Source organism: Novosphingobium sp. APW14, assembly GCF_032337075.1.
Taxonomy (GTDB): domain Bacteria; phylum Pseudomonadota; class Alphaproteobacteria; order Sphingomonadales; family Sphingomonadaceae; genus Novosphingobium.
Map to the genome: position 1 here is coordinate 56208 of NZ_JAVYAB010000007.1, position 25978 is coordinate 82185.

Below are 25978 nucleotides of genomic sequence, written 5' to 3' on the forward strand. Positions count from 1 at the left end.
GCCAGCGAGGCGCATATGGGTGGGGGGCGAAGAGTCGTCAACCCCGGCGGCAGCGGAAAAAATAGCGCGAATTGAATCGCATCAAGCGGGTAGCAGCTCCAGCTGTTCGCGCCGCATCCACCGCCAGCCAAGCAGGATCGATACCACCACCAGCCCGACAGCGAGGCCCAGCCATATCCCCGTTCCGGCCAGCGGCGTGAAGAAGCCGAGCACGACTGAAGTGGCAAAGCCGACCAGCCAGTAACCGAACAGGGCCAACTGCATGGGAATGCTGGTATCCTGCAGCCCGCGCAAGGCACCGGCCAGCACGGCCTGTAACCCGTCAAACAGCTGGAAGGCGGCGGCAATTGCCAGGAAGCCGATCGCATGGCCGACCATCGCCGCGTTGGCGGGATCGGTGGGGTCAACATAGAGCTGCAGCACCGAAAGGGGGGCCAGGATCATCACCGCGGCGGGCAAAGCCATATAGCCCATTGCCAGGATCAGCGCTGCCTTGCCGGCCCCGCCGATCGCCATCCGGTCGCCCGCGCCGAAGTGATAGCCGACGCGGATCGTCGCGGCCTGGCCGATGCCGAAGGGGATCTGGAAAGCCAGCGCGGCCACTTGCAGCGCCACGGTATGCCCGGCCAGTTCGGCCTGACCGATCCGGCCCATCAGGAAGGCCGCGCTGGAGAACAACCCGCCTTCGGCCAGGATAATCAGCGCGATCGGCGTGCCAATGCGGGCGACATCGCGGAACCGTTGCCATTCGGTTCGCCACCAGCGCCCGAACAGATGGTAGCGGCGCAGGCGGCGGTCGCTGCGGATCGCCAGCACATAGGCACCCAGCATGGCAAAGGCGGTGATTACGCTGGAAATCGCCGAACCATCCAGCCCCATGGCAGGCGCGCCGAAATGGCCGAAAACGAAGACGTAGTTGCCCAGCGCATTGACCACGATCGCCAGCCCCGTGATCGCGGTCGCAAAGAATGGCCGGCCCAGCGCCGAAACGAAGTTGCGCAGCACGGTTGCCATCACATTGGGGATCATCGCCCACAGCAGGATCGCCAGGAACGCACCCGCCAGGCGTGAAACTTCCGGGTCCTGGCCCGAGAGCAGCAGCAGTTCCTCACCCCACAGACAGACGGCCATCCCGGCGAGGCCGCAAAGCACCGCCAGCCACAGCGCCATGCGCACTGTGCGGCGCACTTCGCGCACGGCGTGGCGGCGGCGGCCGAGTTCGGCGGCGATCAGCGGCGCGCAGGCTCCGGTCAGACCGGAAAAGCACCACATCATCAGCCCGAATAGCGTCGTTGCGAGCGAGGCGGCAGCGAGCGATTCCTCGCCGAGCCGAGCCACGAAGATCACGTCGATTGCATAGACCAGCATCTGCAGCAGATTGGCCGCCGCCAGCGGCGCCGCCAGGCGCAGCGTTGCGCCCAGTTCGGTGCGCCAGGGGGAAAGAGAGCGATCAGCGGCCATCGGCCGGTCCGGATAGGCGGCACGGCGGATGCGGCCAAGCGCTTTCTGGAGCAGCGGCCAATCCGCGCGACGGATAAGGGCGCGCCACCCCCTACCGGCGCGGCCATGACGACGATATAGCATTGGCATGGGCCCACAGGGCGCTGGGCAAGGAGACGATGACGATGCGCACAGAATGGAAGCTCGCCGGGACTATGGCCCTGGCCCTTTCGCTTGCCGGATGCGGCGAAGCGAAGCAGGAAGAGGCTGCTGCAACCGCTGGCGTTACTGCCGCAGCGCCAGCCGCCGCAGTGGCCGCCGCCGATGCAAAGCCGGCCGCCTATGCGCAGTGCGCGGCCTGCCACTCGGTCGAGCCCGGCAAGCACGGCATCGGTCCCAGCCTGCATGGCGTTTATGGCACCAAGGCTGGCGAAATTGCGGGCTTTGCCTTTTCGGAAAAGCTCAAGGCTTCGGGGCTGACCTGGGATGATGCCACGCTCGACACGTGGCTGTCCGGTCCGATGAAGGTCGTGCCCGGGACCAAGATGTCCTACGCCGGGATGAGCGATCCGGCCAAGCGGGCCGAGATCATCGCCTATCTGAAGACGCTGAAGTAAGGCCGCCCACAGGCCTGGCTCCAAAGAAGAAGGGCGGCCCCCGTGAAGGAGCCGCCCTGTTCTTTTTCGGTCAGGACCGAGTCGAAATTACTTGATTTCGACGGTGCCGCCAGCAGCGGTGATCTTGGCCTTGATGTCTTCGGCTTCAGCCTTGTTGACACCTTCCTTGAGGGCCTTCGGAGCCGCTTCGACCAGGGCCTTGGCTTCGGTGAGGCCGAGGTTGGTGATGGCGCGGACTTCCTTGATGACGGCGATCTTGTTGCCGCCGTCGCCGGTCAGGATGACGTCGAATTCGGTCTTCTCTTCGGCAGCTTCAGCAGCAGCGCCACCGGCTGCCGGGGCAGCAACGGCAACAGCGGCAGCAGCGCTCACGCCCCAGGCTTCTTCGAGAGCCTTGGCGAGGTCAGCGGCTTCCAGAACGGTGAGCTTCGAAAGTTCTTCAACAAGCTTGGCGATATCGGCCATGGTGTTTCACTCCTAAAATGATGGTCCCGGCAAATGACCGGGAATAATCGTTGAATGTCGTTATCAAGCTGCCTTGGCGTAGGCGCCGAAGACGCGGGCCAGCTTGGCCGCCGGAGCGGTCGAGAGCTGGGCGATCTTCGTGGCCGGAGCCTGGACCAGACCGATGAGCTTCGCGCGCAGTTCGTCGAGCGAGGGCATCGAGGCGAGCGCCTTGACACCATCGGGGGTCAGAACCTGCGAACCCATCGAACCGCCGACGATTTCGAGCTTGTCGTTCGTCTTGGCGAATTCCACGACCACCTTGGCGGCGGCCACCGGATCGACCGAAGCGGCGATCGCGGTCGGGCCGGTGAGCAGGTCACCGATCCCGGCATAGTCCGTGTTTTGGATGGCAAGCTTGGCAAGACGATTCTTCGCAACCTTGTACGATGCGCCCGCTTCACGGATCTTCGTGCGCAGCTGGGTGGACTGGGCCACCGTCAGCCCGAGGTTGCGGGTGACAACCACCACGCCAACTTCGTTGAAGACCGCGTTAAGCGATGCGACCGATTCGGCTTTCTGCGAACGATCCATGCCTTACTCCTTCACAAATGACCGACCGGAATGCCCGGACGGCCGGCTACGTTTGCCCGCACCGCGAAAGCGATGCGGAAAAGTCCGTGCGATGGGGAAGGAGGGCGCCGTAAAACGCCTGGCCGGGCCCGTTTGAACGGGCCGGAATTTGCTCTGTCCCCGTCTAGGCTGCAAATTAAGGAGGAAGCCCCCAGCAACTGTCTCGGACGGATGACGCGCGGCCCAAGGGCTGCGGTCGAAGCGGGCCATTAGCGGGATTGGCCGGTGAGTCAAGCAAAACGGCGGTCTGGCGCATACAGACTCGTTTGACTCTCGCCGGCCGCAAGCCTAGATACGGCCCTCGCTCGGCGCTTCGAGCAAGGACGATCCATGCGCGGGGATCGCCCACAGGAAGGAAGCACCGGGTTTTCACGTTCGACGCAAAGGCTGCGGGCCGCTCCGGGAATCGGGGCGTTTGCCGTGCGGCCTTTTCGCGTTGCGCGGGATGCCAGCTCCGCCCGCTGACACAATTTTCCGTCGGATTTTCCGGCACATAGAAGAGGCAAGACCCCTCCCATGGCGAAAAAGGCCCTGACCCAGACCGGCCCTGCCGGTGCTTCGGCCAAGAAGCGGATCCGCAAGATCTTCGGTGACATCCACGAAGTGGTGCAGATGCCGAATCTGATCGAGGTCCAGCGCGAATCGTATGAACAGTTCCTGCGGTCGAATCCGGCTACGGGCTATGTTTCCGGCCTGGAAAAGACCCTGCGTTCGGTCTTCCCGATCCGCGATTTCGCCGGGACCAGCGAACTCGACTTCGTGCATTACGAGCTTGAGGACCCCAAGTACGACACCACCGAGTGCCGCCAGCGCGGGATCACCTATGCCGCCCCGATGAAGGTCACGCTGCGCCTGATCGTGTTCGAGGTCGATGCCGAAACCGAAACCCGTTCGGTCCTCGATATCAAGGAGCAGGACGTCTACATGGGCGACATGCCGCTCATGACCGAGAACGGCACCTTCATCATCAACGGCACCGAGCGCGTCATCGTTTCGCAGATGCACCGTTCGCCGGGCGTGCTGTTCGATCATGACCGTGGCAAGACCCACTCGTCGGGCAAGTTCCTCTTCGCTGCTCGTGTGATTCCTTATCGCGGTTCGTGGCTCGATTTCGAATTCGACGCGAAGGACATCGTCAACGTCCGGATCGACCGTAAGCGCAAGCTGCCGGTTACCGCGCTGCTGCACGCGCTGGGCCTGAATGACGAGGATATCCTCAACCACTTCTACCAGACCGTGACCTGGAAGCGCGGCGAAGGCGGCTGGCGCCTGCCTTATGTTGCTGAACAGTGGCGTGGTTCCAAGCCGGCCTTCGACATCGTCGATGCCAAGTCGGGCGAAGTGATCTTCCCTGCCGGGACCAAGATCAGCCCGCGCGCCGCCAACAAGGCGGAAAAGGACGGTCTGGCTGAATTGCTGATCCCGACCGAAGAAGTCTTTGGCCGCTATTCGGCGCGCGACCTGATCGACGAAAGCACTGGCCGCATCTACATCGAATCGGGTGACGAAGTGTCGCCGGAAAACCTCGATGCGCTCGACAAGGCCGGGATCGACCAGCTTGAGCTGCTCGATATCGATCACGTCAACACCGGGCCGTGGATCCGCAACACCCTGAAGGTCGACAAGGCCCCGGATCGCGATCATGCGCTGGCTGATATCTATCGCGTCATGCGCCCGGGCGAACCGCCGACGCGCGAGACCGCTGAAGCCCTGTTCGAAGGCCTGTTCTTCGATGCTGACCGTTATGATCTTTCGGCGGTCGGCCGCGTGAAGCTCAACATGCGTCTTGGCCTCGATGCCGAAGACACTGTCACCACCCTGCGCACCGACGATATTATGGCGGTGGTCAAGGAATTGGTGAACCTGAAGGATGGCAAGGGCGAAGTCGATGACATCGACAACCTTGGCAACCGCCGCGTCCGCTCGGTGGGTGAGCTGCTGGAGAACCAGTACCGCGTCGGCCTGCTGCGCATGGAGCGTGCGGTTAAGGAACGGATGAGCTCGGTCGACGTATCGACTGTCATGCCGAACGACCTGATCAACGCCAAGCCCGCGGTTGCCGCCGTGCGCGAGTTCTTCGGTTCGTCGCAGCTGTCGCAGTTCATGGACCAGACCAACCCGCTCTCGGAAGTCACCCACAAGCGTCGCGTCTCGGCGCTTGGGCCGGGTGGTCTGACCCGCGAGCGCGCCGGCTTCGAAGTCCGCGACGTTCACCCGACCCACTATGGCCGTATCTGCCCGATTGAAACGCCGGAAGGCCCGAACATCGGTCTGATCAACTCGCTGTCGACCTTCGCCCGCGTGAACAAGTACGGCTTCATCGAAACCCCGTACCGCAAGGTCATCGATGGCAAGGTCACCGGCGAGGTGGTCTACCTCTCGGCGATGGAAGAGCAGAAGCACACCGTTGCGCAGGCCTCGGCCGAAACCAACGCTGATGGCTCGTTTGTCGAAGAACTCGTCTCGGCTCGCCAGAACGGCGAATTCGTGATGGCCCCGCGTGATACGATTACCCTGATGGACGTCAGCCCCAAGCAGCTCGTCTCGGTTGCCGCCTCGCTCATTCCGTTCCTGGAAAACGACGACGCCAACCGCGCGCTGATGGGCTCGAACATGCAGCGTCAGGCCGTGCCTTTGGTGCGCGCCGAAGCGCCGTTTGTCGGCACCGGCATGGAAGAAACCGTGGCCCGCGATTCGGGTGCTGCAATTGCTGCGCTGCGCGGCGGGATCGTTGACCAGGTTGACGCCACCCGCATCGTGATCCGTGCTTCGGGTGATATCGAACCCGGCCAGTCGGGCGTCGATATCTATCGTCTGCAGAAGTTCGAACGCTCCAACCAGTCAACCTGCATCAACCAGCGTCCGCTGGTGAAGGTGGGCGATGTGGTCAAGGCGGGTGATATCCTGGCCGACGGTCCTTCGACCGAGCTCGGCGAACTGGCACTCGGCCGCAACAGCCTGGTCGCGTTCATGCCGTGGAATGGCTACAACTACGAAGACTCGATCCTGATCAGTGAGCGCATCGTCAAGGACGACGTGTTCACCTCGATCCACATCGACGAATTCGAAGTCATGGCTCGCGACACCAAGCTTGGGCCGGAAGACATCACCCGCGACATCCCGAACGTCGGCGAGGAAGCCCTGCGCAACCTCGACGAGGCGGGCATCGTCTATGTTGGTGCCGAAGTGCACCCGGGCGACATCCTGGTCGGTAAGATCACCCCGAAGGGTGAATCGCCGATGACCCCGGAAGAAAAGCTGCTGCGCGCCATCTTCGGCGAAAAGGCCAGCGATGTGCGCGACACTTCGCTGCGTCTCCCGCCGGGCGTTTCGGGCACGATTGTCGACGTCCGCGTCTTCAACCGTCACGGGATCGAGATCGACGACCGTACCCGCGCGATCCAGAACGAGGAAATCGAACGCCTCGCGAAGGACCGTGAAGACGAACGCGCGATCCTTAACCGCGCTACCTTCAACCGCCTGCGCGACATGCTGGTGGGCCAGGTGGCCGCGGCTGCGCCGAAGGGCTTCAAGAAGGGCGACGCCATCACCGAGGCGGGCCTCGCCGAAGTGGAGCGGCATGAATGGTGGAAGTTCGCCGTGGCCGACGACAAGGTTCAGGGCCAGCTCGAAGCCGTGAAGGCCCAGTACGACGAGACCGTCAAGGCGATCCAGGAGAAGTTCGAGGACCGCAAGGAAAAGCTCGAGCGTGGCGACGAACTCGCCCCGGGCGTGCTCAAGATGGTCAAGGTCTTCGTCGCGGTGAAGCGCAAGCTGCAGCCGGGTGACAAGATGGCCGGCCGTCACGGGAACAAGGGTGTCATCTCGCGGATCCTGCCGCAGGAAGACATGCCGTTCCTCGAAGACGGTACCCCGGTCGACATCGTGCTCAACCCGCTGGGCGTGCCGAGCCGCATGAACGTCGGGCAGATCTTCGAAACGCACCTTGGCTGGGCCGCGCGCGGTCTGGGCCAGCAGGTGACCGCGGCCCTCGAGCAATGGCGCCAGGACAACCCGAACCCCGAAGCAGCCGCTCCGCCGAGCGCCTTGGTCGACAAACTCAAGGACATCTACGGCGAGCAGTACCACGAACAGATCGACAGCCGCTCAACCGGCGAGATCGTCGAAATGGCCGAACTGCTGAAGAACGGCGTGCCGATGGGGACCCCGGTGTTCGACGGTGCCCGCGAAGCCGACGTGTCGGCTATGCTGGAAAAGGCCGGTCTCGACACCTCGGGCCAGGTTACGCTGTTTGACGGGCGTACGGGTGAAGCCTTCGACCGCAAGGTCACCGTGGGCTACATCTACATGCTGAAGCTGCACCACCTTGTCGACGACAAGATCCACGCGCGCTCGATCGGGCCGTACAGCCTTGTTACCCAGCAGCCGCTGGGCGGTAAGGCCCAGTTCGGTGGCCAGCGCTTCGGGGAAATGGAGGTCTGGGCACTCCAGGCCTACGGTGCCGCGTACACGCTGCAGGAAATGCTCACGGTGAAGTCGGACGACGTGGTCGGCCGCACCAAGGTCTACGAAGCGATCGTCAAGGGTGACGACACCTTCGAAGCCGGCATTCCGGAAAGCTTCAACGTGCTCGTCAAGGAAATGCGCAGCCTCGGCCTTAACGTCGAGCTGTCCAGCCTGACCGACGAGGACGATGGCGACGATTACGCGGAGGCCGCGGAGTAAGCTGGCCGGGCGGCCCCACCGGGTCGCCCGCCGCTACCCCGCCCAGGATATTCACCCTTCAAGGGATTGAACCATGAACGATCTTACCAAGTTCACCAACCAGATGGCGAAGCCGGAAACCTTCGACCAGATCCAGATCGGCCTCGCCTCGCCGGAACGCATCCGCTCGTGGTCGTTCGGCGAAATCAAGAAGCCGGAAACGATCAACTACCGCACGTTCAAGCCGGAGCGCGATGGCCTGTTCTGCGCCCGCATCTTCGGCCCGGTGAAGGACTACGAGTGCCTGTGCGGCAAGTACAAGCGCATGAAGTACAAGGGCGTCGTCTGCGAAAAGTGCGGCGTCGAAGTCACCGTCACCAAGGTGCGCCGCGAGCGCATGGGCCACATCGAACTGGCCGCGCCGGTTGCGCACATCTGGTTCCTGAAGTCGCTGCCTTCGCGCATCGGCCTGCTGCTCGACATGCAGCTCAAGCAGCTGGAACGCATCCTCTACTTCGAAAGCTACGTGGTGATCGAGCCGGGCCTGACCCCGCTTGAGAAGTACCAGTTGCTGAGCGAAGACGAGCTCTACGACTATCAGGACGAGTATGGCGAAGATGCCTTCTCGGCCGGAATCGGCGCCGAAGCCGTCAAGCACATGCTGATGAGCCTCGACCTGGTGCAGGAAAAGGAAGACCTGCTCAAGGAACTGGCCGAAACCAAGTCGGAACTGAAGCCGAAGAAGATCATCAAGCGCCTCAAGGTGGTCGAATCGTTCATCGATTCGGGCAACCGTCCGGAATGGATGATCCTTGATGTCGTGCCGGTCATTCCGCCAGAACTGCGCCCGCTGGTGCCGTTGGACGGTGGCCGCTTCGCGACCTCGGACCTCAACGACCTCTATCGCCGCGTCATCAACCGCAACAACCGCCTCAAGCGCCTGATCGAGCTGCGCGCGCCGGACATTATCGTCCGCAACGAAAAGCGCATGCTGCAGGAAGCCGTTGACGCGCTGTTCGACAACGGCCGCCGTGGCCGCGTGATCACCGGTGCCAACAAGCGCCCGCTGAAGTCGCTGTCCGACATGCTCAAGGGCAAGCAGGGCCGCTTCCGCCAGAACCTGCTCGGCAAGCGCGTCGACTATTCGGGCCGTTCGGTCATCGTGACCGGTCCGGAGCTCAAGCTGCACCAGTGCGGCCTGCCGAAGAAGATGGCGCTCGAGCTGTTCAAGCCGTTCATCTATGCCCGCCTTGATGCCAAGGGTCTGTCGATGACCCTGAAGCAGGCCAAGAAGTGGGTTGAAAAGGAACGCAAGGAAGTCTGGGACATCCTGGACGAAGTGATCCGCGAACACCCGGTGATGCTGAACCGCGCACCGACGCTGCACCGTCTTGGCATCCAAGCCTTCGAACCGGTCCTGATCGAAGGCAAGGCGATTCAGCTGCACCCGCTCGTCTGCTCGGCCTTCAATGCCGACTTCGACGGTGACCAGATGGCTGTCCACGTGCCGCTTTCGCTGGAAGCCCAGCTCGAAGCCCGCGTGCTGATGATGTCGACCAACAACATCCTCTCGCCCGCCAACGGCAAGCCGATCATCGTCCCTTCGCAGGACATGGTGCTCGGTCTGTACTACCTCTCGCTCGACCGTGAAAACGAGCCGGGCCAGGGCATGCTGTTCGCCGACATGGCTGAAGTGCACCAGGCGCTGGAAGTGGGCGCGGTCACGCTCCACTCGAAGATCACCGCCCGCGTGCCGCAGACCGATGAACAGGGTAACACCTTCCAGAAGCGGTTTGAGACCACTCCGGGCCGCATGCTGATCGGTGAATGCCTGCCCAAGAGCCACACCGTGCCCTTCGACGTCATCAACAAGGTGCTGACGAAGAAGGAAATCGGCGACGTTATCGACCAGGTCTATCGTCACACCGGCCAGAAGGACACCGTCCTGTTTGCCGACGCGATCATGGCCCTGGGCTTCCGTCACGCCTTCAAGGCGGGCATCAGCTTCGGCAAGGATGACATGATCATCCCCGACAGCAAGGATGCGCTGGTTGCCGAAACCAAGGAACTGGTTGCCGATTACGAGCAGCAGTACCAGGACGGCCTGATCACCCAGCAGGAAAAGTACAACAAGGTGATCGACGCCTGGAGCCGTTGTGGTGACCAGGTGGCCAACGCCATGATGGACGAGATCAAGGCCTCGCCGATTGACACGGAGACGGGTCGCCAGAAGCCGATCAACTCGATCTACATGATGTCGCACTCCGGTGCGCGTGGCTCCCCAACCCAGATGAAGCAGCTGGCGGGTATGCGCGGCCTGATGGCCAAGCCTTCGGGCGAGATCATCGAAACGCCGATCATCTCGAACTTCAAGGAAGGTCTGACCGTTCTTGAATACTTCAACTCGACCCACGGCGCCCGTAAGGGTCTGGCCGACACCGCGCTCAAGACGGCAAACTCGGGTTACCTGACCCGCCGTCTGGTCGATGTGTCGCAGGACTGCGTTGTTGTGGTCGAGGACTGCGGTACCGAGCGTGCGCTGGAAATGCGTTCGATCGTGCAGGGTGGTTCAACCATCGCCTCGTTGGCGGAACGTATCCTCGGCCGCACCCTGGCCGAAGACATCGTCAACAAGGATGGTGAAGTTGTTGCCGCCAAGGGCGACCTGCTTGACGAAGCCGCAGTGGCCGCGATCGAAGCAACCGGCATCCAGGCTGCTCGCATCCGCTCGCCGCTGATCTGCGAAGCCGAACAGGGCGTCTGCGCGACCTGCTATGGCCGTGACCTTGCCCGCGGTACCCCGGTCAACATCGGTGAAGCGGTTGGCGTCATTGCCGCCCAGTCGATCGGTGAGCCCGGCACCCAGCTGACCATGCGTACCTTCCACATCGGTGGTGCGGCGCAGGTTAACGAGCAATCGCATCTCGAAGCGATCTGCGACGGGACCGTGGTCTATCGCGACATCCCGACGATCACCGACAAGCGTGGCCGTCGCCTCAGCCTCGCCCGCAATGGCGAGATCGTGGTGCTGGATAGCGAAGGCCGCGAACGCGCCATGCACAAGGTGCCCTATGGTACCCACCTGCTCCATGAAGATGGCGCGATCATCAATGAAGGCGATCGCCTGGCTGAATGGGATCCGTTCACCACCCCGGTGATCACCGAAAAGCCCGGTATCGTGAAGTACCAGGACCTGATCGACGGCCGCACCCTGACCGAGCAGACCGACGAAGCGACCGGCATGACCAGCCGCGTCGTGACCGAGAACCGCTCGACCAGCCGGTCGAAGAAGGAAGACCTGCGTCCGCGCCTGACCTTGCTTGACGACTCTTCGGGTGAAGCCGCGCGCTATCTGATGGCGCCGGGCACGACCCTGTCGGTCGAGGATGGCCAGTCGGTTGAAGCCGGTGACGTGCTGGCCCGCGCCAGCCGCGAAGCCGCCAAGACCCGCGACATCACCGGCGGTCTGCCGCGCGTTGCGGAACTGTTCGAAGCCCGCATCCCGAAGGACAACGCGGTTATCGCGAAGACCTCGGGCCGGATCGAATTCGTCCGTGACTACAAGGCGAAGCGCAAGATCGCGATCGTTCCGGAAGAGGGCGAACCGGTTGAGTACCTGATCCCCAAGTCGAAGGTGATCGACGTCCAGGAAGGTGACTGGGTCAAGAAGGGCGACAACCTGATCTCGGGTTCACCGAACCCGCACGAGATCCTGGAAGTCCTTGGGGTTGAGGCTCTGGCCGAATACCTCGTCGCGGAAATCCAGGAAGTCTATCGCTTGCAGGGCGTGAAGATCAACGACAAGCACATCGAGGTGATCGTTCGCCAGATGCTGCAGAAGGTTGAAATCACCGACGGTGGCGACACCACCCTGCTGGCCGGCGAACAGGTCGACCGCGAGGAAATGGACGAAACCAACGCCAAGCTGGCGCCGGGAGAAAAGCCGGCGGAAGGCAAGCCGGTGCTGCTGGGCATCACCAAGGCTTCGCTCCAGACGCGTTCGTTCATCTCGGCAGCGTCGTTCCAGGAAACCACCCGCGTGCTGACGCAGGCGGCGGTTGAAGGGAAGCGCGACAGCCTGATCGGTCTGAAGGAAAACGTGATCGTTGGCCGTCTTATCCCCGCCGGTACCGGCGCGGGCATGAACCGCCTGCGTGTCGCCGCTTCCAGCCGCGATGCCGCGCTGCGTGCGTCCTATCGCAAGCTCCAGGAAAGCCTGATCGCGCCGGAAACGGCGGCTGAAGAGCACGCGGCCGAGCTGGCCCAGGGCCCGGAAGCAGCGATCGGTGACGATCCGCTGGCCGTGGTCGAAGGCGAAACCCATGGGCTTGATGCCGATGCCGGTGAGTACCTGAACCCGGAAAGCGCGGACGGCGAGGAGTAATCCTCGCCCCGTACTGACGGGTAAACGAAAACCCCGCCGGATCGCTCCGGCGGGGTTTTTCGTTGGTGCTCAGCGCAGGGTCAGGATGTCTTCGCCTCGTGCCACCGGGCCAGGGCAGCCGAGACCGATTGCATCATCTCCATCCGCGCGCGGATGGGCTGGCGGGTCTGACCGATCAGGACGGCAACGCCGTAATAAGACCCGTCAGGCGCCTCGACCACGGCAACATCGTTATAGCCGGTGGCAAGCGAGCCGAGTTCCTGCCCTGTACCGGTCTTGTGGTAGGCATGCCAGCCGGTCGGCAGGCCGGCCTTCAGGCGCATTGGCCCGCTGCGCGACTTGCCCATGGTTTCCAGCAGCAGCCGTGTGGACCCTTCAGACAGTAGCTCGCCCTTGGCGAGGCGGGCCAGGGCACTGGCCATTCCAGCCGGTGTGGCGCCATCCATCGGATCGGCAACGTACCTGGCCAGGGCTGCTTCGCGCACGTCCTTGGGCAGACGGGCGCGGGCCTGTTCGAAATTGCGGCCGGCGGCCAGCTCGGGCGACCAGGTCAGGCCAGCTGCCGCGCTCTGCAACAGGCGTTCGCCCGGACCAAAGCGGATGCCGTCAATATCGCGGCTCTTCAGGAAGGCGCGGACATGGTCAGGCCCGCCCACGGTCCACAGCAGCCGGTCGTTGGCAGTATTATCCGACAGCGACAGCGCGTTCTGCATCAGCATCTTGACCGGGCGCTCGATCCCGCCCTTGTCCAACACCTCCCACTGCAGCGGCTGGTTGAACAGGGTCAGGTCTTCCGGCCGGATCGCGATCTGCTGGTCGAGCTTCATCCGCCCGTTGTCGACCGCATCGAGCACCGCCATCGACACCCAAAGCTTGGATACGCTCTGTTGGGGGAAGTGCTGGTTCAACCGCACGCCCACGGTCCAATCGCAACCGGCCCTGGTAATGCCGATGCCGACCTGACCATCGAAGCTGGCGGCAATACGCGACAGTTCGGCCTGAAGGGCGGCTGGCTGGGCCGAACAATCGGCCTGGAATGGCGGTGGTGTGGGGCGTTCCCCAACCCTGTCCTGGTTCAGCACAAACGCCGGAGCGCCGCCGGTCGAGGTGCCGAAGGCGTAGGAACCAAGTCCGGCGATCGTGAGACCGGCTATTCCTGCGGCGAGCCAGCGGCGAGCACGGCCGTGCCCGTGCCGCAAACCAAGGCGCGCGTTCATCGAGACGGGATTGTTACGTTGAATAAGCATAGATCGCGGACGCGTTATTCACGTCAGACCTGATCGTCGCAAGGCTGTCCGCGGCCTTTTCGTCAGCCGTAAGCCATCGTTTCAAGCGCGCCGAAACAGGCCAGGGCGCCCGCATCGCCAAAGGGTTGAAGCTGGCTGATAAATACGCCGCCAAGTCCGGCGGTCGGATCGATCCAGTAATAGGAGTTAAAAATCCCCGCCCAGGCCAAGCTGCCCGGCGAGCGTCCATTTGGCCCCTTTTCCGGGTTGATCAGGAAGCCCAGACCCCAGCCGGTGTGCTGATCGGGGAAGGTATCGTAAGGCTGGGCCAGCTGCGGCATGGCCGTGCCCATGTGGCCTGCACGCAAGGGGTGAACCTGATCGCGGCTCATTTCGGCAATGCTTGCCCGGCTGAGCACGCGCTGGCCATCCAACTCGCCGCCGCCCAGCACCATGCGCACGAACTGTGCATAGTCCGGCGCGGTCGAAGTGATCCCGCCGCCGCCACCGTCAAATTCACCGCCTCCCAGATAGACGTCAACTTTTGACAGGGCGCCCTCGGCCGAGCGGACATGGACCCGCGCCGCATCGTCGGGCAGCTTGTCGCGAAAGGCGGTCTTGGTCATGCCCAGCGGTGCGAACAGATTGGCGGTCAGGTAATCGTTCAGCCGCTCACCCGTTGCAGCTTCGATCGCCAGGCCGACCCAATCGGTTGCAACCGAATACTCCCAGCGCTCGCCCGGATCGAACATCAGCGGCATGGTCACCGAAGCGCGGCTGCCCGGGGCCGGCATGCCCACGGCGCCGAAATATCGCAGCACTTCGGGATGGATGAAGAAATAACCCAGCCCTGCGGTGTGAGTCAGCAAGTGGCGCAGGGTCACCGCGCGCTTGGCGGGGCGCAGCTGTGGCTTGCCCGCCGCATCAAACCCGGTCAGGACCTGCGGCTTGGCCAGTTCGGGCAGCAAGGCGCCCACATCGGCATCCAGATCCAGCCGCCCCTGCTCGACCAGCTGCATCGCCCCGGCGGAAACCAGCGCCTTGGTCATCGAGGCGATCTGGCAGACCGTATCGAGCTGCATCGGTGCGCCGCTGGCGACATTGGCATGGCCCAGGGCTTCGGCATGGCGGATCCCGTCGCGATCGACGATCAGCCCTACGGCACCGGGCAACTGGGCCTGGGCAAAGGCGGCGGCAAAGGGTGTGGTCTGGCTCATGCCGATGAAGGTAGCGAGGCTGCGGTCAGAGGGGAAGCATCATTGCAGCACAGGGGGTGGACGGGTAGGGACGCGGGCATGACTGTGACTACCCGCTTCGCCCCTTCGCCAACCGGCACCCTGCACGTTGGCAACGTGCGCACGGCGCTGCACAACTGGCTGCTCGCGAAACAGGCAGGCGGGCGCTTCCTGCTGCGGATCGACGATACCGACAAAGAGCGCAGCCGCGAGGACTATGTCACCGCAATCCGCGCGGACCTGGCCTGGCTGGGCCTTGTCCCCGATGGTGAGGAGCGTCAGTCGGCGCGGTTCGATATCTACGAGCGCGAATTCGAGAAGCTGGTCGCCGCTGGCCGCGTCTACCGCTGCTATGAAACCGCGCAGGAGCTGGAACTGAAGCGCAAGGTCCTGCTCGGCCGGGGCCTGCCGCCGATCTATGACCGCGCCGCGCTCAAGCTGACCGAGGCCGATCATGCGGCGAAGGAGGCAGCCGGGGAACGCCCGCATTGGCGCTTCCTGCTTGATCATGATGCACCGATCGAATGGGTGGATGGCATTCGCGGACCGCAGCATTTCGATCCGCGCCAGATGTCGGACCCGGTGGTGCGCCGCGCCGACGGATCGTGGCTCTATATGCTCCCCTCGGCGATCGACGATGTCGATATGGGCATCACCAATGTCCTGCGCGGTGAGGATCACGTTTCGAACACCGCGGCGCAGGTCCAGATGTTCACCGCGCTTGGCGCCCAGCCACCAGGCTTCGCGCATGAGGCGCTGCTGGTCGGGGCCGAGGGCAAGCTGTCCAAGCGGCTCGGCTCGCTCGGCATGGCCGAACTGCGTGAGGCCGGCATCGAGCCGCAGGCGGTTATTGCGCTGCTCGCCCGGCTTGGCACGTCCGATCCGGTCGATCCGGCGCTCGATGCCGATGCCCTGTCCGCCAGCTTCAACCTGGCGCACTTTGGCCGCGCCCCGGCCCGGTTTGACGAAGCCGAACTGGCCCGCGTCAACGCCGCGATCATCCACCGCCTGCCCTTTGCCGAAGTGGCGGCGCGCCTGCCTGCCGGGATGGATGAGGCCGCCTGGCACACCATCCGTCCCAACCTGTCGCGCCTGTCCGAAGCGGCAGACTGGTGGCAGGTGGTGACCGGGCCGATCCAGGCCCCGGCACAGTCCGACGAAGACTGCGCCTATCTCGCCAGTGCTGCCCAGGTGCTGGAACAGGTCGGCGCCGATTGGGCCGCGCTCACCGCCGCGCTGAAAGAGCAGACCGGCCGCAAGGGCAAGCCGCTGTTCCTGCCGCTGCGCCAGGCGTTGACGGGGCAGGACCACGGCCCCGAAATGGCCGCGCTGCTGCCACTGATCGGGAAAGATGCCGCGCTCGAACGGCTCCGCGCCGCCGCCTGACCAAACCCCGCTCACCCTGAGCCTGTCGAAGGGTCGTGCCGGTTCGCCAAGCCAGACGAAAGCAACCCTTCGACAAGCTCAGGTTGAGCGGGGTTGGAGACGGTATGCCTCCATCCGCCTAGGCCGCGATTTCGGCGGCCTCTTCATCTGCCGCTTCCAGCAGGCGCTTCTCAACCGTTTTCAGCCGTTGCGGGCCATCGACTTTCTCGCTCAGCAGGTCGGTGACATAGAATGTATCGACCGCGCGTTCGCCATAGGTGGCGATGTGGGCCGAATGGACGATCAGCTTGCTTTCGAACAGGGCGCGGGCCAGCCGGTTGAGCAGGGCGGGGCGATCGCGCGCGCTGACCTCGATCACGGTGAAGCGGTTGCTCGCCTGATTGTCGAACTCCACCCGCGGGGCGACCTCAAAGGCATCGGCGCGCGGGCGGGCCAGCGGACGCGCGGCCAGCTGCGGTACCAGCTTGATCTTTCCGCCCAGGGCATCGCCAATCATGGTGCGGATGCGGGCCAGCTGGCCTTCTTCGGAGAAGGGCCGGCCAAGCGGGTCCTGCACCAGGAAATTGTCAACCGCCGTGCCGTTGCGCGCGGTATGGATCCGCGCGTCGATGATATTGCCGCCCGCCAGGTGGATCCCTCCGGCAATGCGATAGAACAGCCCCGGATGGTCAGCCGCGATCACGGTTACCAGCGTGGCCCCGCGCGCGGCATAGTATTCGGTGTGGACATCAAGCGACTTGGTCCCGGCCGCGTCGAGCTGGGTCAGGTTCATCGCGATAATATCGTCCGGCTCGGCGATCCAGTAGGCATCGCTCAGCTGCTTGCCGACCGTCTTGACCAGGTCCGCCTGCTTGCCCAGCCGTTCGGCCACGGCTGCCTGCTTGGCGGCGATCCGCTGGGGGCGGCCATGCTGTACGTGGCCCAGCCGCAACCGTTCTTCGGCCGCTTCGTACAGCTCATGAATCAGCTGGCGCTTCCAGCTGTTCCACACGCCGGGGCCAACCGCGCGGATATCGACGATGGTCAGCAAGGCCAGCAGCCGCAACCGCTCGATCGACTGCACCTGGGCCACGAAATCGGTGATCGTCTTCCAGTCGGCCAGGTCGCGTTTGAAGGCCGTGGCGCTCATGATCAGGTGGTTGCGGACCAGCCAGGAAACCAGCTCGGTCTCCTTCTCGTCCAGCCCGAAGCGCGGGCATAGCTTCAGCGCCACTTCCGCGCCCAGCACCGAATGGTCACCGCGCCGGCCCTTGGCGATATCGTGCAGCAGCACCGCGGCATAGAGCGCACGGCGGTTGGCGATCTTGTGGACCAGGGCCGTCGCCAGCGGGTGGTCCTGCTTCATCTCGCCGCGTTCGATCCGCGCCATCAGTCCGATCGCGCGGATCGTGTGCTCGTCCACCGTATAGTGGTGGTACATGTCGAACTGCATCTGCGCGTTGACCCGGCCGAAGTCGGGCACGAAGCGGCCGAAGACCCCGGCCTCGTTCAGCCAGCGCAGCGCGTTCTCCGGATCGCGGTGGCTGGTCAGCAGGTCCAGAAACAGCGCATTGGCGCGGGGGTCCTTGCGCAGCGGATCGATCAGCCGGGCGTCGCGCACCGCCAGGCGCATCGCTTCAGGGTGCAGTTCCAGCTGCTGGTTGTCAGCCAGCTTGAAGATTTCCAGCAGGCGCACCGGGTCTTCAGCGAACCAGTTGTCGACGGGCACGTTGATCCGCCCGCCGAACACCGGATAGCCGCTGACCATCCGCCGCCGCGCGCGGAAGCCCGCCAGCAGTCCGCGGGGCTGTTTCTTGCCCGATTGCTCCTCCAGCTGGGCCAGGAACAGCCCGGTCAGGTGGCCGACGGTCTTCGCCTGGAGGAAGAAGTACTGCATGAACCGCTCGACCGCGCTCTTGCCCGGGCGGTCGGCAAACTGCATCCGCGCGGCGACCTCGCGCTGAAGATCGAAGGTCAGCCGGTCTTCGGCGCGGCGGGTAATGGTGTGCAGGTGGCAGCGCACCGCCCAAAAGAAATCCTCGGCGCGGCGGAACTTGCGGTACTCGGCCGGGGTCAGCAGGCCAACTGTGACCAGCTCGGAACTGTCACGCACCTTATGCAGGTACTTGCCGATCCAGTAGAGCGTATGGAGATCGCGCAGGCCGCCCTTGCCCTCTTTCACATTGGGTTCGACAACATAGCGGCTGTCGCCCAGTCGTTTGTGGCGCTCGTTACGCTCAGCCAGCTTCTCGCTGATGAAATCGCGCTCGGTCCCGGCGACAACTTCGGTGCGGAAACGGGCCTGGGCCTCGTCGAACAGCGGCTGGTCGCCCCAGACATAGCGGCCTTCCAGCAAGGCGGTGCGGATCGTCAGATCGCCGCGCGCCATCCGCACCATTTCGTCCAGCGAGCGGCTGGAATGGCCAACCTTCAGTGCCAGGTCCCACAGGAAATAGAGCATCGCCTCGATCACCTGTTCGCACCACGGTGTCTGCTTGATCGGGGTGAGGAAGGCGATGTCGACGTCCGAATGCGGCGCCATCTCGCCGCGGCCATAACCACCGACCGCCATAACAGAGAGCCGCTCTCCCACCGAGCGATTGCCCGAGGGGTAGACGTCGGTGATCACGTGATCGTGGATCACCCGGACCAGCTGGTCGACCAGGAAAGCCTGGGCCGCGGCGCAGTCCCGCCCGGCGCTGGGCTTTTCCGACAGGCGGCGCGCAATCTCCGCCCGGCCGTCAGCCAGGGCGCTGCGCAGCAGCTCGACCACGGCAGGCCGCGCCTTGGCCGCGCCCTGCTCGGCCACCAGATCGGTGATGGTTCCGGCCAGTGCGCGCCGGTCAACGATCGCGCGCTGGTCAGCGATACCCTTCTGGCTCAAGCCGTGCTCTTCTGCTCGCTTTCCCACACCGTCAGGTAACGGGCCCTCAGCGTCCGCTTGTCAACCTTTTCGGTGCCAAGACGGGGCAGGGTCTCGGTCTCTTGCCACAGGCGAACCGGCACCTTGAACGCGGCGATCTGGCCTTTGAGGAACGCGCGCAGCTCGTCTTCGGTCAGCTGTTCGCCGTCCTTGACCAGGAATACCCCGGTTGGCAGTTCGCCAAAGCGCTCGTCAGGCATGCCGAATACGCTGGCTTCGGCGATCTTGGGATGGGCGTAGATTGCCTGCTCCACCTCGATGCAGCTGATGTTCTCACCGCCGCGGATGATGATGTCCTTCTTGCGGTCGACGATGAACAGATAGCCATCCTCATCAAGGTAGCCCAGGTCGCCAGTGCGGAAGAAGCCGTCGGGCATGATTGCCGCCTGGGTCGCCTCGGTGTTGTTCCAATAGCCCAGGAAGTTGCAGATCGTACGGATCGCCACTTCGCCAATCGCCCCGGCCGGAAGGCAGGTGCCGGCATCGTCGAGGATGCCGATCTCGACCAGAGGCTTTGAGGCCGTGCCGGTCGAGCCGGGCTTGGCCAAGTAGTTCTCGTTGAAGTTGCCGCAGCCAACGCCGTTGGTTTCCGTCAGGCCATAGCCAAGCAGCGGGAAGGCGTTGGGCAGTTCCTCGCGGATCTTCTTGACGTGGTCGACCGGTCGCGGCGCGCCGCCGGCGGCAAAGGCGGTGCAGCTGGACAGGTCATACTTGTGGCGGTTGGGGTGGCTGGCGATCTCAAAGCTCATCAGCGGAACGCCCACGAAGTAGGAGACCTTTTCCTCCTCGATCAGTCGCATAGCCTCTTCGGCGTCCCACTTGGGCATCAGCACCAGCTTGCGGCCAATCGCGAAGGACTGAAGGAACAGCGGCACTTCGCCGGTAACGTGGAACAGCGGCACATTGACCAGGCTGCACGGCTGGCTGCTGGGTGCTTCGCCCTTTGAACCGAGGTAGGTGAAGACCATCAGCGTCTGCGCGGCATAGTTCATCGTCGCCTGGACGACGCCGCGATGGTCTGAATAGGCGCCCTTGGACTGGCCGGTCGATCCCGAGGTGTAGAGGATCGTCGCCAGGTCATCACCGCTCAGTTCGGGCAGCGGGGTATCCGCGCCGCCACCGTGGGCCAGCAGTTCCGTCAGGCCTTCCTGCCACGGACAATCGTGTTGGAAGGTAACCAGCTTGCCCGGATAGGACTGGCCGTTAAGCCGCTCACCGCGCTGGGCATCGACCAGGGTAATGGTGCAGCCAGCCAGCTCTATCCCGCCGGCCAGTTCCTCACCCGTCCACCAGCCGTTGAGCAGGGTGGCGCAGCCGCCGGCCATTACCACGGCCAGATAGGCCACGATCCAGTTGGCCGAATTGCGCGCAGCGATCCCGATCCGGTCACCCTTCTGCACGCCGTGCCCGGCCACCAGCCCGCCAGCTACAGTGCGCGCGGCGGTATAGATCTGGTTGAAGGTCATGCGGATCTGGCCATCGACGATGAATTCGGCATCGCCATGCTGCGCGCAGTACATTTCGAAATAATGCGCCAGCGAAGGCGGCGCGTTCTTGAGCATCGGCAGCTGCCGGCCAAACCGTTCAATCTCCACCGTCTCAAGCGGAGCGCCAGGCGCGGTCAGGGCGGCAATGACACTGTTCAGGGCATTGTCGAGTTCACTCGGCATGCGGCATCCTTATCCTCAATGTTGGGCGACGCCCCCCGTCCTGGCGTCTGCACCGGGTTTGTTTCCCGGCTTCGTATGTGCCAGAAGGCCCCGCATCGGGTGCGCCGGAATCTCTCCTGACCGCACCCATTTAGGGAGTTCATCGCGTGCTGTCACTAGCGCTCGCCGCCGCATCCGGGGTTGATCCGATCCAGTGGGTGGACCTGGGTTTGAAGCCTTACCTGTTCCAGATCGGTTCGTTCCAGCTGCGGTGGTACAGCCTGGCTTATCTGGCCGGGATCCTGCTCGGCTATTGGCACCTGGCGAAGATGATCAACCGGCCCGGCGCGCCGATGGCGCAGCGCCATCTGGATGACCTGTTCTTCTATTGCACGCTGGGGATCATCATCGGTGGCCGGCTGGGCTATGCCACGTTCTATGCCTCTGAACTCTGGGCCAACCCGCTTGATCTGCTGAAGCTGTGGAACGGCGGGATGAGCTTCCATGGCGGGCTGATGGGCACCGCGCTGGCCATGGCCTGGGTTGCCTGGCGCGGCGGACTGAACTTCCTGCGGGTGGCGGATTATGTCTGCGTGGTCGTGCCGTTTGGCATGTTCTTTGGCCGCCTGGCCAACTTTGTGAATGGCGAGCTGTGGGGCCGCGTGGCCGAAAGCCCGATCGCCTGGGCCATGGTCTTCCCCGAGGCGGGTCCCTATGCCCGCCATCCCAGCCAGCTCTATCAGGCGGGGCTGGAAGGTTTGCTGATGATGATCATCATGCTGCTGCTGTTCTGGAAGACCTCAGCGCGGTTCCGGCCCGGTCTGTTAGGCGGGACCTTCGCAGCGGGGTTGGGCCTTTGCCGTTTCGTGGCGGAATACTTCCGCGAACCCGACGCCCAGCTGAGCGAATTTGCCGCGCGCACCGGTCTGTCGATGGGCCAGTGGCTAACGATCCCGCTGGTGCTGGTGGGCCTGATCTTCCTGGTCCGCGCACTGGTCCGTCCCCCGCTGGGTGCGGCCAAGGCCTGAGCCGGTGCAACAACCGGGGGACGATGGCCTGGCGGCAGTTTTCCGCCGTCTGATTGCCAGTACAGGGCCAATCAGCCTGATGCACTACATGGGCGAGGCGAACGCCCGCTACTATACCAGCCGCGATCCGCTGGGCAGCGCTGGGGACTTCGTCACCGCGCCCGAAATCAGCCAGATGTTTGGCGAACTGATCGGGCTGTGGCTGGCCGATATGTGGATCAACGCCGGTCGCGAAGAGCCGGTGCATTACGTGGAGCTTGGCCCCGGCCGCGGCACGCTGGCCCGTGATGCGCTACGCGCCGCAAAGCGCTATGGGCTGGTGCCCTCGATCCATTTTGTCGAAGCCTCGATCGCGCTCAAGGATGTCCAGCTCGCCGCGGTCCCGGGAGCGCAGTGGCATCACGATCTGTCGACTATCCCGGCCTATGGCCCGGTCCTGATCGTGGCCAACGAATTCCTCGATGCCCTGCCGGTGCGGCAGCTGGTCAAAACCCCGGATGGCTGGCGCGAACGGATGATCGTGCCCGAGGGGGACCGTTTTGTTTGCGTGGCCGGACCCCAGCCGATGGATCCGGCTGTGCCCGAAGCCCGCCGCGATGCTCCCGATGGCACGATCTATGAACTCTGCCCGGGCGCTGCGGCCACGGTCTATGAAGTGGCGGGACGGTTGGTGGAGCAAGGCGGTGCAGCACTGTTCATCGACTATGGCCACGATAGCCCGCGCGAAGGGTCGACCCTCCAGGCGGTCCGTGCGCATCTGAAGGTCGATCCCTTTCTCAACCCGGGCGAGGCGGACCTGACCGCCCATGTCGATTTCGCCGCACTCGCGCCGATTGCCGAGTCGCGCGGGGTGCGCTGGATCGGCACGGTGCCGCAGGGGCGCTGGCTGCGCGAACTGGGGATCGAGGCGCGGGCCCAGGCCCTGGCCGCGGCGGCGCCGGAACATGCCGTGGCGATCCAGATCGCCAAGGATCGGCTGATCTCGGAAGGCCAGATGGGCCTGTTGTTCAAGGTGATGGGGCTGGCGGCGCCGGGCTGGCCAGGCGGAGCAGGCTTTTCAGGCTAGCAGCCAACCACGTAGAACCGCGATTGCGGCGGTCCGTTCCTGTGGACTGAACCATTGGCCGTGTAGACCGCCGCGGCAATTTGCGCAGAACGTGCGCTGATGTCTGAACTCCGTCCCACCCTGCTTTCGCGGATCACCAAGGCCGTGGTGCTGTGGCTCTATCGCTGGAAGGGCTGGCGGCTGAGCGGCGAACGCAAATTTCCCCGCAAGTTCGTGATCACGGGCGCGCCGCACACCAGCAACTGGGACTTCATCTTCTTTGTTGGCGCGGTCCACGAACTGGGGATCAAGCCCAGCTTCATGGGCAAGGTCAGCCTGTTTCGCGGGCCGCTCAAGCGCTTCATGTATGACATGGGCGGGCTGCCGGTCGACCGGTCAAAGCGAAACAACAATTATGTTGAGGAAACCGTTGCCCACTTTGATCGCGCCGATGACCTGGCGCTGGTCGTCGCGCCAGAAGGTAGCCGCAGCAGCGACGGTAACTGGCGCACCGGGTTCTATCACATTGCCCTGCGCGCCGGAGTGCCGATCGTGCCGGCCTGGGTCAACAATGCGAACATGACCGGCGGTCTCGGCCCGGCAATCATGCCGACTGGTGACTATGCCGCCGATCTTGCCAAGCTGGCCGCCTTCTATCGGGCGGCTATGCCCGATTGCCTGCGGTTTGAGCGGCTGGCGGCCGCGGCTGCGGCATTGAAGGAAACGGCGGCCGAAAGTTTGCCGACGCCGCGGCCCAAACGGCAGAAGGAGAAGATCCATGGGTGAGGCTATGCTGCTGAATGCGGTGATCGCCGCGGTGACACTGCTCATCGCCTGGCTGGTTGCGGTGCGGATCAGGGACGTGTCCTTCATAGATGCGATCTGGGGCGGCGGCATGGCGGTGCTGGCGGTGGCGAGCTGGCTGCAACTGGCCCAGCCCGGCGCGCGCGCCAGCCTGATCGCGGCCATGGCGGTGCTGTGGGGCCTGCGCCTGTTCTGGCATCTCTATACCCGCTGGCGCGGCCACGGCGAAGACGTGCGCTATGCGCGGATGCTGGGCAAGGCCAAGGAACAGGGCCGGTTTGCGCAGGCCGCACTGACCAAGGTCTTCGCTCCGCAAGCTGTCCTGCTTTACCTGACCTGCCTGCCGGCGCAGCTGGGGGTCCTGGTCAGTCCGGAACCCGCCGCGATCGGTCCGCTGGCTCTGGCGGGCGCGACCTTGTGGCTGGTCGGCATGGTTTTCGAAGCCGTCGGCGATGCCCAGCTCAAGGCTTTCCGCGCCGATCCGGCCAGCAAGGGCAAGGTGCTCGACACCGGGCTGTGGCGCTATACCCGTCATCCCAACTATTTCGGCGATTGCTGCGTGTGGTGGGGCATCTGGCTGGCGGCCGCCAGCGCCGGACCATGGATCGCACTGGCCAGCCTGCCCGGCCCGCTGTTCCTGACCTTCACGCTCACCAAGTGGTCGGGCAAGCCGCTGTTGGAAAAGGGCCTGGCCAAGACCCGCCCCGGCTATGCCGACTATGTGGCGCGGACTTCGGGCTTCATCCCCTGGCCGCCGCGCAAGGGTTAGCGCGGGGTCACGTCTTTAGATCGGTCTTCCTGCGGCACGGCGCGTGGGGGAATGGCCTGAAGCCAGGCCTCCAGCGCAGCCAGGTCGGTCACGCCGACCACGCGGTCGGTGCCTTTGGACAGCTCGCTGTAAGTATCGCCGCCATAGGCCAGAAAGTCGCTGGTGGTGATGCGATAGGTTGCCCCGTCCTCGATCGGCTTGCCGTCAAGCATCATCGAAACAATCCGGCTGCCGACCGGCCGGGACAGGTCATAGCTGTAGACGAAACCACGCGATGGGCTGAGCACCTGGTTCGGCCCATATCCGTCAAAGTTCTGCTCCAGCACGCGGCGCAGCTGCGCACCGGTCAGCGTCTGGGTCAGCAGTACGTTGTTGAACGGCTGGACCTTGTAGAGATCGCCAAAGGTCAGCTGGCCGTTCTCGCCGGGGGCAAGCCGCCACGGCGCACGGATCCCGAACGGGTTCATGAAGGCGATCTGGGCCCCGGCACCGGCCGTTGCCGCCAGCTGGGCATCGGCGATCAGCGAACCAAGCGTGCTGCCCGTGCTGGAACCATCGCCGCCGCGGGTCGCCTCGCCGCCAATCCGCCCGGCCGGGCGTAGCGCAAACTGCTGTGCCGCTTCAGAGTACTTCGCCACATATTCGGCAATGTCGGCGCGCGGGGCGAAGCGCGGGAAACGATCGGTATTGGGTGAAACGCGGTCAACCGCGGGGCGGTAAGCCTCGCTCTGGACAATGACATTGCGGGCCGAGCGGCTGACCAGCCCGCTACCGCGCGGGTCGAACTCCAGGCTGATCTCGGTCACCAGGGTGCCGAACACCCCGGCACTGGTCATCAGGATCGGCCGGGCCGGGTTCTTGCCGGGCCATTCGCAAACATAGGCCCAGTGCGTATGGCCCGAGACGATCACGTCAACGCCATCCAGCTGATTGGCGATTTCGCCCAGTGGGCCGCTCGCCCCCTCGCAACCCTGGGGATTGGGCACGCCCTTGGTCCGCACGCCTTCGTGGATCACCACCACGATGGCATCGGCCCCGGCAGCGCGCAGGCGCGGCACGGCGGCGTTGATGGTGGCGGCTTCGTCGGCAAAGGTCAGGCCCTTGATCCCTTCGGGCGAAACCAGCCCGTCAGTCCCCTCCAGCGTCAGGCCGATCAGGCCGATGTCCACCTTGTTGCGGCCTGCGCCGAAGCTGCGGATGGCCGTGCCGGGAAACAGGGTGGAGCCATCGGGTTTGATCGTGTTCGCCGCCAGGAACTTGAACTTCGCGCCCTTGAACGGCTCAACCTGGCAGGGCTTGCGCGCGGTGTGCTGCGCGCAGCCGCCGTTTTGCATCCGCAGCAGCTCATCCTGCCCGCGATCAAATTCATGATTGCCGGTGGCGTTGAAATCCAGCCCGATGCGGTTCATCACCTCGATCGTCGGCTCATCCAGGAACAGCGCTGAGGAAAGCTGCGAAGCCCCGATCAGATCGCCGGCGCTGACCACCAGGTGATCGGGGTGCCGGGCCTTCAGGCTATCGATCGCGCTGGCGAGATAGGCGGCGCCGCCGGCCGGAACCGGCATAGCCTCGCCCTGCTCGTCGGGCACGAACACCGACTGGCGCGGCATCTCCAGCGCGCCGTGGAAGTCATTGATCGCCAGCAGGGCAACCTTGACCGTCGGAGCGGGCTGCCCCCCTGCTTGCGGGGTGGCACAGGCAGCAAGAAGCGGCAGAAGGGCGAGCGGCGCTTTGCGGAGAATCGACATCGG

General features: G+C 64.3%; 16 protein-coding genes. 8 read left to right on the forward strand and 8 right to left on the reverse strand.

Features of this window, described 5'->3' with window-relative positions:
• Positions 1 to 81 precede the first annotated feature (81 nt).
• Positions 82 to 1461 (reverse strand): MATE family efflux transporter, encoded by a 1380-nt coding sequence (locus RQP55_RS09935; RefSeq protein WP_315610149.1) that lies wholly within the window; start codon positions 1459 to 1461, stop codon positions 82 to 84.
• 158 nt (positions 1462 to 1619) lie between these two features.
• Between RQP55_RS09935 and RQP55_RS09940 the strand changes: the two genes are divergently transcribed.
• Positions 1620 to 2057 (forward strand): c-type cytochrome, encoded by a 438-nt coding sequence (locus RQP55_RS09940; protein ID WP_315610035.1) that lies wholly within the window; start codon positions 1620 to 1622, stop codon positions 2055 to 2057.
• Positions 2058 to 2144: 87 nt separating this feature from the next.
• On the opposite strand, the gene rplL is transcribed toward RQP55_RS09940, so the two are convergent.
• Positions 2145 to 2522, reverse strand: a complete 378-nt coding sequence (rplL, locus tag RQP55_RS09945) for a 50S ribosomal protein L7/L12 (RefSeq protein WP_315610036.1) — start codon at positions 2520 to 2522, stop codon at positions 2145 to 2147.
• Between the two features lie 63 nt (positions 2523 to 2585).
• Positions 2586 to 3095 (reverse strand): 50S ribosomal protein L10, encoded by a 510-nt coding sequence (gene rplJ / locus RQP55_RS09950; RefSeq protein ID WP_315610037.1) that lies wholly within the window; start codon positions 3093 to 3095, stop codon positions 2586 to 2588.
• Positions 3096 to 3650: 555 nt separating this feature from the next.
• Between rplJ and rpoB the strand changes: the two genes are divergently transcribed.
• Positions 3651 to 7820, forward strand: coding sequence for a DNA-directed RNA polymerase subunit beta (gene rpoB, locus RQP55_RS09955; RefSeq protein ID WP_315610038.1), 4170 nt, complete (start codon positions 3651 to 3653; stop codon positions 7818 to 7820).
• A 73-nt stretch (positions 7821 to 7893) separates the two neighbouring features.
• On the forward strand, positions 7894 to 12183 hold the full coding sequence (gene rpoC, locus RQP55_RS09960) for a DNA-directed RNA polymerase subunit beta' (RefSeq protein ID WP_315610039.1): 4290 nt from the start codon (positions 7894 to 7896) through the stop codon (positions 12181 to 12183).
• An 80-nt stretch (positions 12184 to 12263) separates the two neighbouring features.
• Here rpoC and RQP55_RS09965 read toward each other — a convergent pair whose 3' ends face one another.
• Together RQP55_RS09965 and RQP55_RS09970 are read right to left on the reverse strand one after the other, a co-directional pair.
• A complete protein-coding gene (locus RQP55_RS09965) occupies positions 12264 to 13400 on the reverse strand; it encodes a serine hydrolase (protein ID WP_315610040.1) in 1137 nt (378 codons plus the stop codon).
• Between the two features lie 92 nt (positions 13401 to 13492).
• Positions 13493 to 14626 (reverse strand): serine hydrolase domain-containing protein, encoded by a 1134-nt coding sequence (locus tag RQP55_RS09970; protein ID WP_315610041.1) that lies wholly within the window; start codon positions 14624 to 14626, stop codon positions 13493 to 13495.
• A 78-nt stretch (positions 14627 to 14704) separates the two neighbouring features.
• Here RQP55_RS09970 and gltX point away from each other — a divergent pair, with 78 nt between their 5' ends.
• Positions 14705 to 16030 carry a glutamate--tRNA ligase gene (gltX, locus tag RQP55_RS09975; RefSeq protein WP_315610042.1) on the forward strand — a complete coding sequence of 442 codons (1326 nt, stop codon included), beginning with the start codon at positions 14705 to 14707 and terminating at the stop codon, positions 16028 to 16030.
• Between the two features lie 118 nt (positions 16031 to 16148).
• Here gltX and RQP55_RS09980 read toward each other — a convergent pair whose 3' ends face one another.
• Together RQP55_RS09980 and RQP55_RS09985 are read right to left on the reverse strand one after the other, a co-directional pair.
• On the reverse strand, positions 16149 to 18893 hold the full coding sequence (locus RQP55_RS09980; protein ID WP_315610043.1) for a [protein-PII] uridylyltransferase: 2745 nt from the start codon (positions 18891 to 18893) through the stop codon (positions 16149 to 16151).
• Positions 18890 to 20602 (reverse strand): class I adenylate-forming enzyme family protein, encoded by a 1713-nt coding sequence (locus tag RQP55_RS09985; RefSeq protein WP_315610044.1) that lies wholly within the window; start codon positions 20600 to 20602, stop codon positions 18890 to 18892. Before RQP55_RS09985 ends, RQP55_RS09980 begins: the two co-directional genes overlap by 4 nt.
• A gap of 146 nt (positions 20603 to 20748) precedes the next feature.
• Between RQP55_RS09985 and lgt the strand changes: the two genes are divergently transcribed.
• The 4 genes from lgt (at position 20749) to RQP55_RS10005 (ending at position 24227) form a co-directional block, all read left to right on the forward strand.
• Positions 20749 to 21609 carry a prolipoprotein diacylglyceryl transferase gene (gene lgt / locus RQP55_RS09990; RefSeq protein ID WP_315610045.1) on the forward strand — a complete coding sequence of 287 codons (861 nt, stop codon included), beginning with the start codon at positions 20749 to 20751 and terminating at the stop codon, positions 21607 to 21609.
• Between the two features lie 4 nt (positions 21610 to 21613).
• On the forward strand, positions 21614 to 22675 hold the full coding sequence (locus RQP55_RS09995; RefSeq protein ID WP_315610046.1) for a class I SAM-dependent methyltransferase: 1062 nt from the start codon (positions 21614 to 21616) through the stop codon (positions 22673 to 22675).
• Positions 22676 to 22774: 99 nt separating this feature from the next.
• The gene (locus tag RQP55_RS10000) at positions 22775 to 23440 is read left to right on the forward strand and encodes a 1-acyl-sn-glycerol-3-phosphate acyltransferase (protein WP_315610047.1); all 666 of its coding nucleotides are present in this window, start codon (positions 22775 to 22777) and stop codon (positions 23438 to 23440) included.
• The gene (locus tag RQP55_RS10005) at positions 23433 to 24227 is read left to right on the forward strand and encodes a DUF1295 domain-containing protein (protein WP_315610048.1); all 795 of its coding nucleotides are present in this window, start codon (positions 23433 to 23435) and stop codon (positions 24225 to 24227) included. Before RQP55_RS10000 ends, RQP55_RS10005 begins: the two co-directional genes overlap by 8 nt.
• Here RQP55_RS10005 and RQP55_RS10010 read toward each other — a convergent pair.
• On the reverse strand, positions 24224 to 25975 hold the full coding sequence (locus RQP55_RS10010) for a bifunctional metallophosphatase/5'-nucleotidase (protein WP_315610049.1): 1752 nt from the start codon (positions 25973 to 25975) through the stop codon (positions 24224 to 24226). The genes RQP55_RS10005 and RQP55_RS10010 overlap by 4 nt on opposite strands.
• Positions 25976 to 25978 lie beyond the last annotated feature (3 nt).

Coding starts and splice junctions, on each gene's coding strand:
- RQP55_RS09935 (WP_315610149.1), bottom strand. CDS start 1,461: ATGGCCGCTGATCGCTCTCTTTCCCCCTGGCGCACCGAACTGGGCGCA.
- RQP55_RS09940 (WP_315610035.1), top strand. CDS start 1,620: ATGACGATGCGCACAGAATGGAAGCTCGCCGGGACTATGGCCCTGGCC.
- rplL (WP_315610036.1), bottom strand. CDS start 2,522: ATGGCCGATATCGCCAAGCTTGTTGAAGAACTTTCGAAGCTCACCGTT.
- rplJ (WP_315610037.1), bottom strand. CDS start 3,095: ATGGATCGTTCGCAGAAAGCCGAATCGGTCGCATCGCTTAACGCGGTC.
- rpoB (WP_315610038.1), top strand. CDS start 3,651: ATGGCGAAAAAGGCCCTGACCCAGACCGGCCCTGCCGGTGCTTCGGCC.
- rpoC (WP_315610039.1), top strand. CDS start 7,894: ATGAACGATCTTACCAAGTTCACCAACCAGATGGCGAAGCCGGAAACC.
- RQP55_RS09965 (WP_315610040.1), bottom strand. CDS start 13,400: ATGAACGCGCGCCTTGGTTTGCGGCACGGGCACGGCCGTGCTCGCCGC.
- RQP55_RS09970 (WP_315610041.1), bottom strand. CDS start 14,626: ATGAGCCAGACCACACCCTTTGCCGCCGCCTTTGCCCAGGCCCAGTTG.
- gltX (WP_315610042.1), top strand. CDS start 14,705: ATGACTGTGACTACCCGCTTCGCCCCTTCGCCAACCGGCACCCTGCAC.
- RQP55_RS09985 (WP_315610044.1), bottom strand. CDS start 20,602: ATGCCGAGTGAACTCGACAATGCCCTGAACAGTGTCATTGCCGCCCTG.
- RQP55_RS10000 (WP_315610047.1), top strand. CDS start 22,775: ATGTCTGAACTCCGTCCCACCCTGCTTTCGCGGATCACCAAGGCCGTG.
- RQP55_RS10005 (WP_315610048.1), top strand. CDS start 23,433: ATGGGTGAGGCTATGCTGCTGAATGCGGTGATCGCCGCGGTGACACTG.
- RQP55_RS10010 (WP_315610049.1), bottom strand. CDS start 25,975: ATGTCGATTCTCCGCAAAGCGCCGCTCGCCCTTCTGCCGCTTCTTGCT.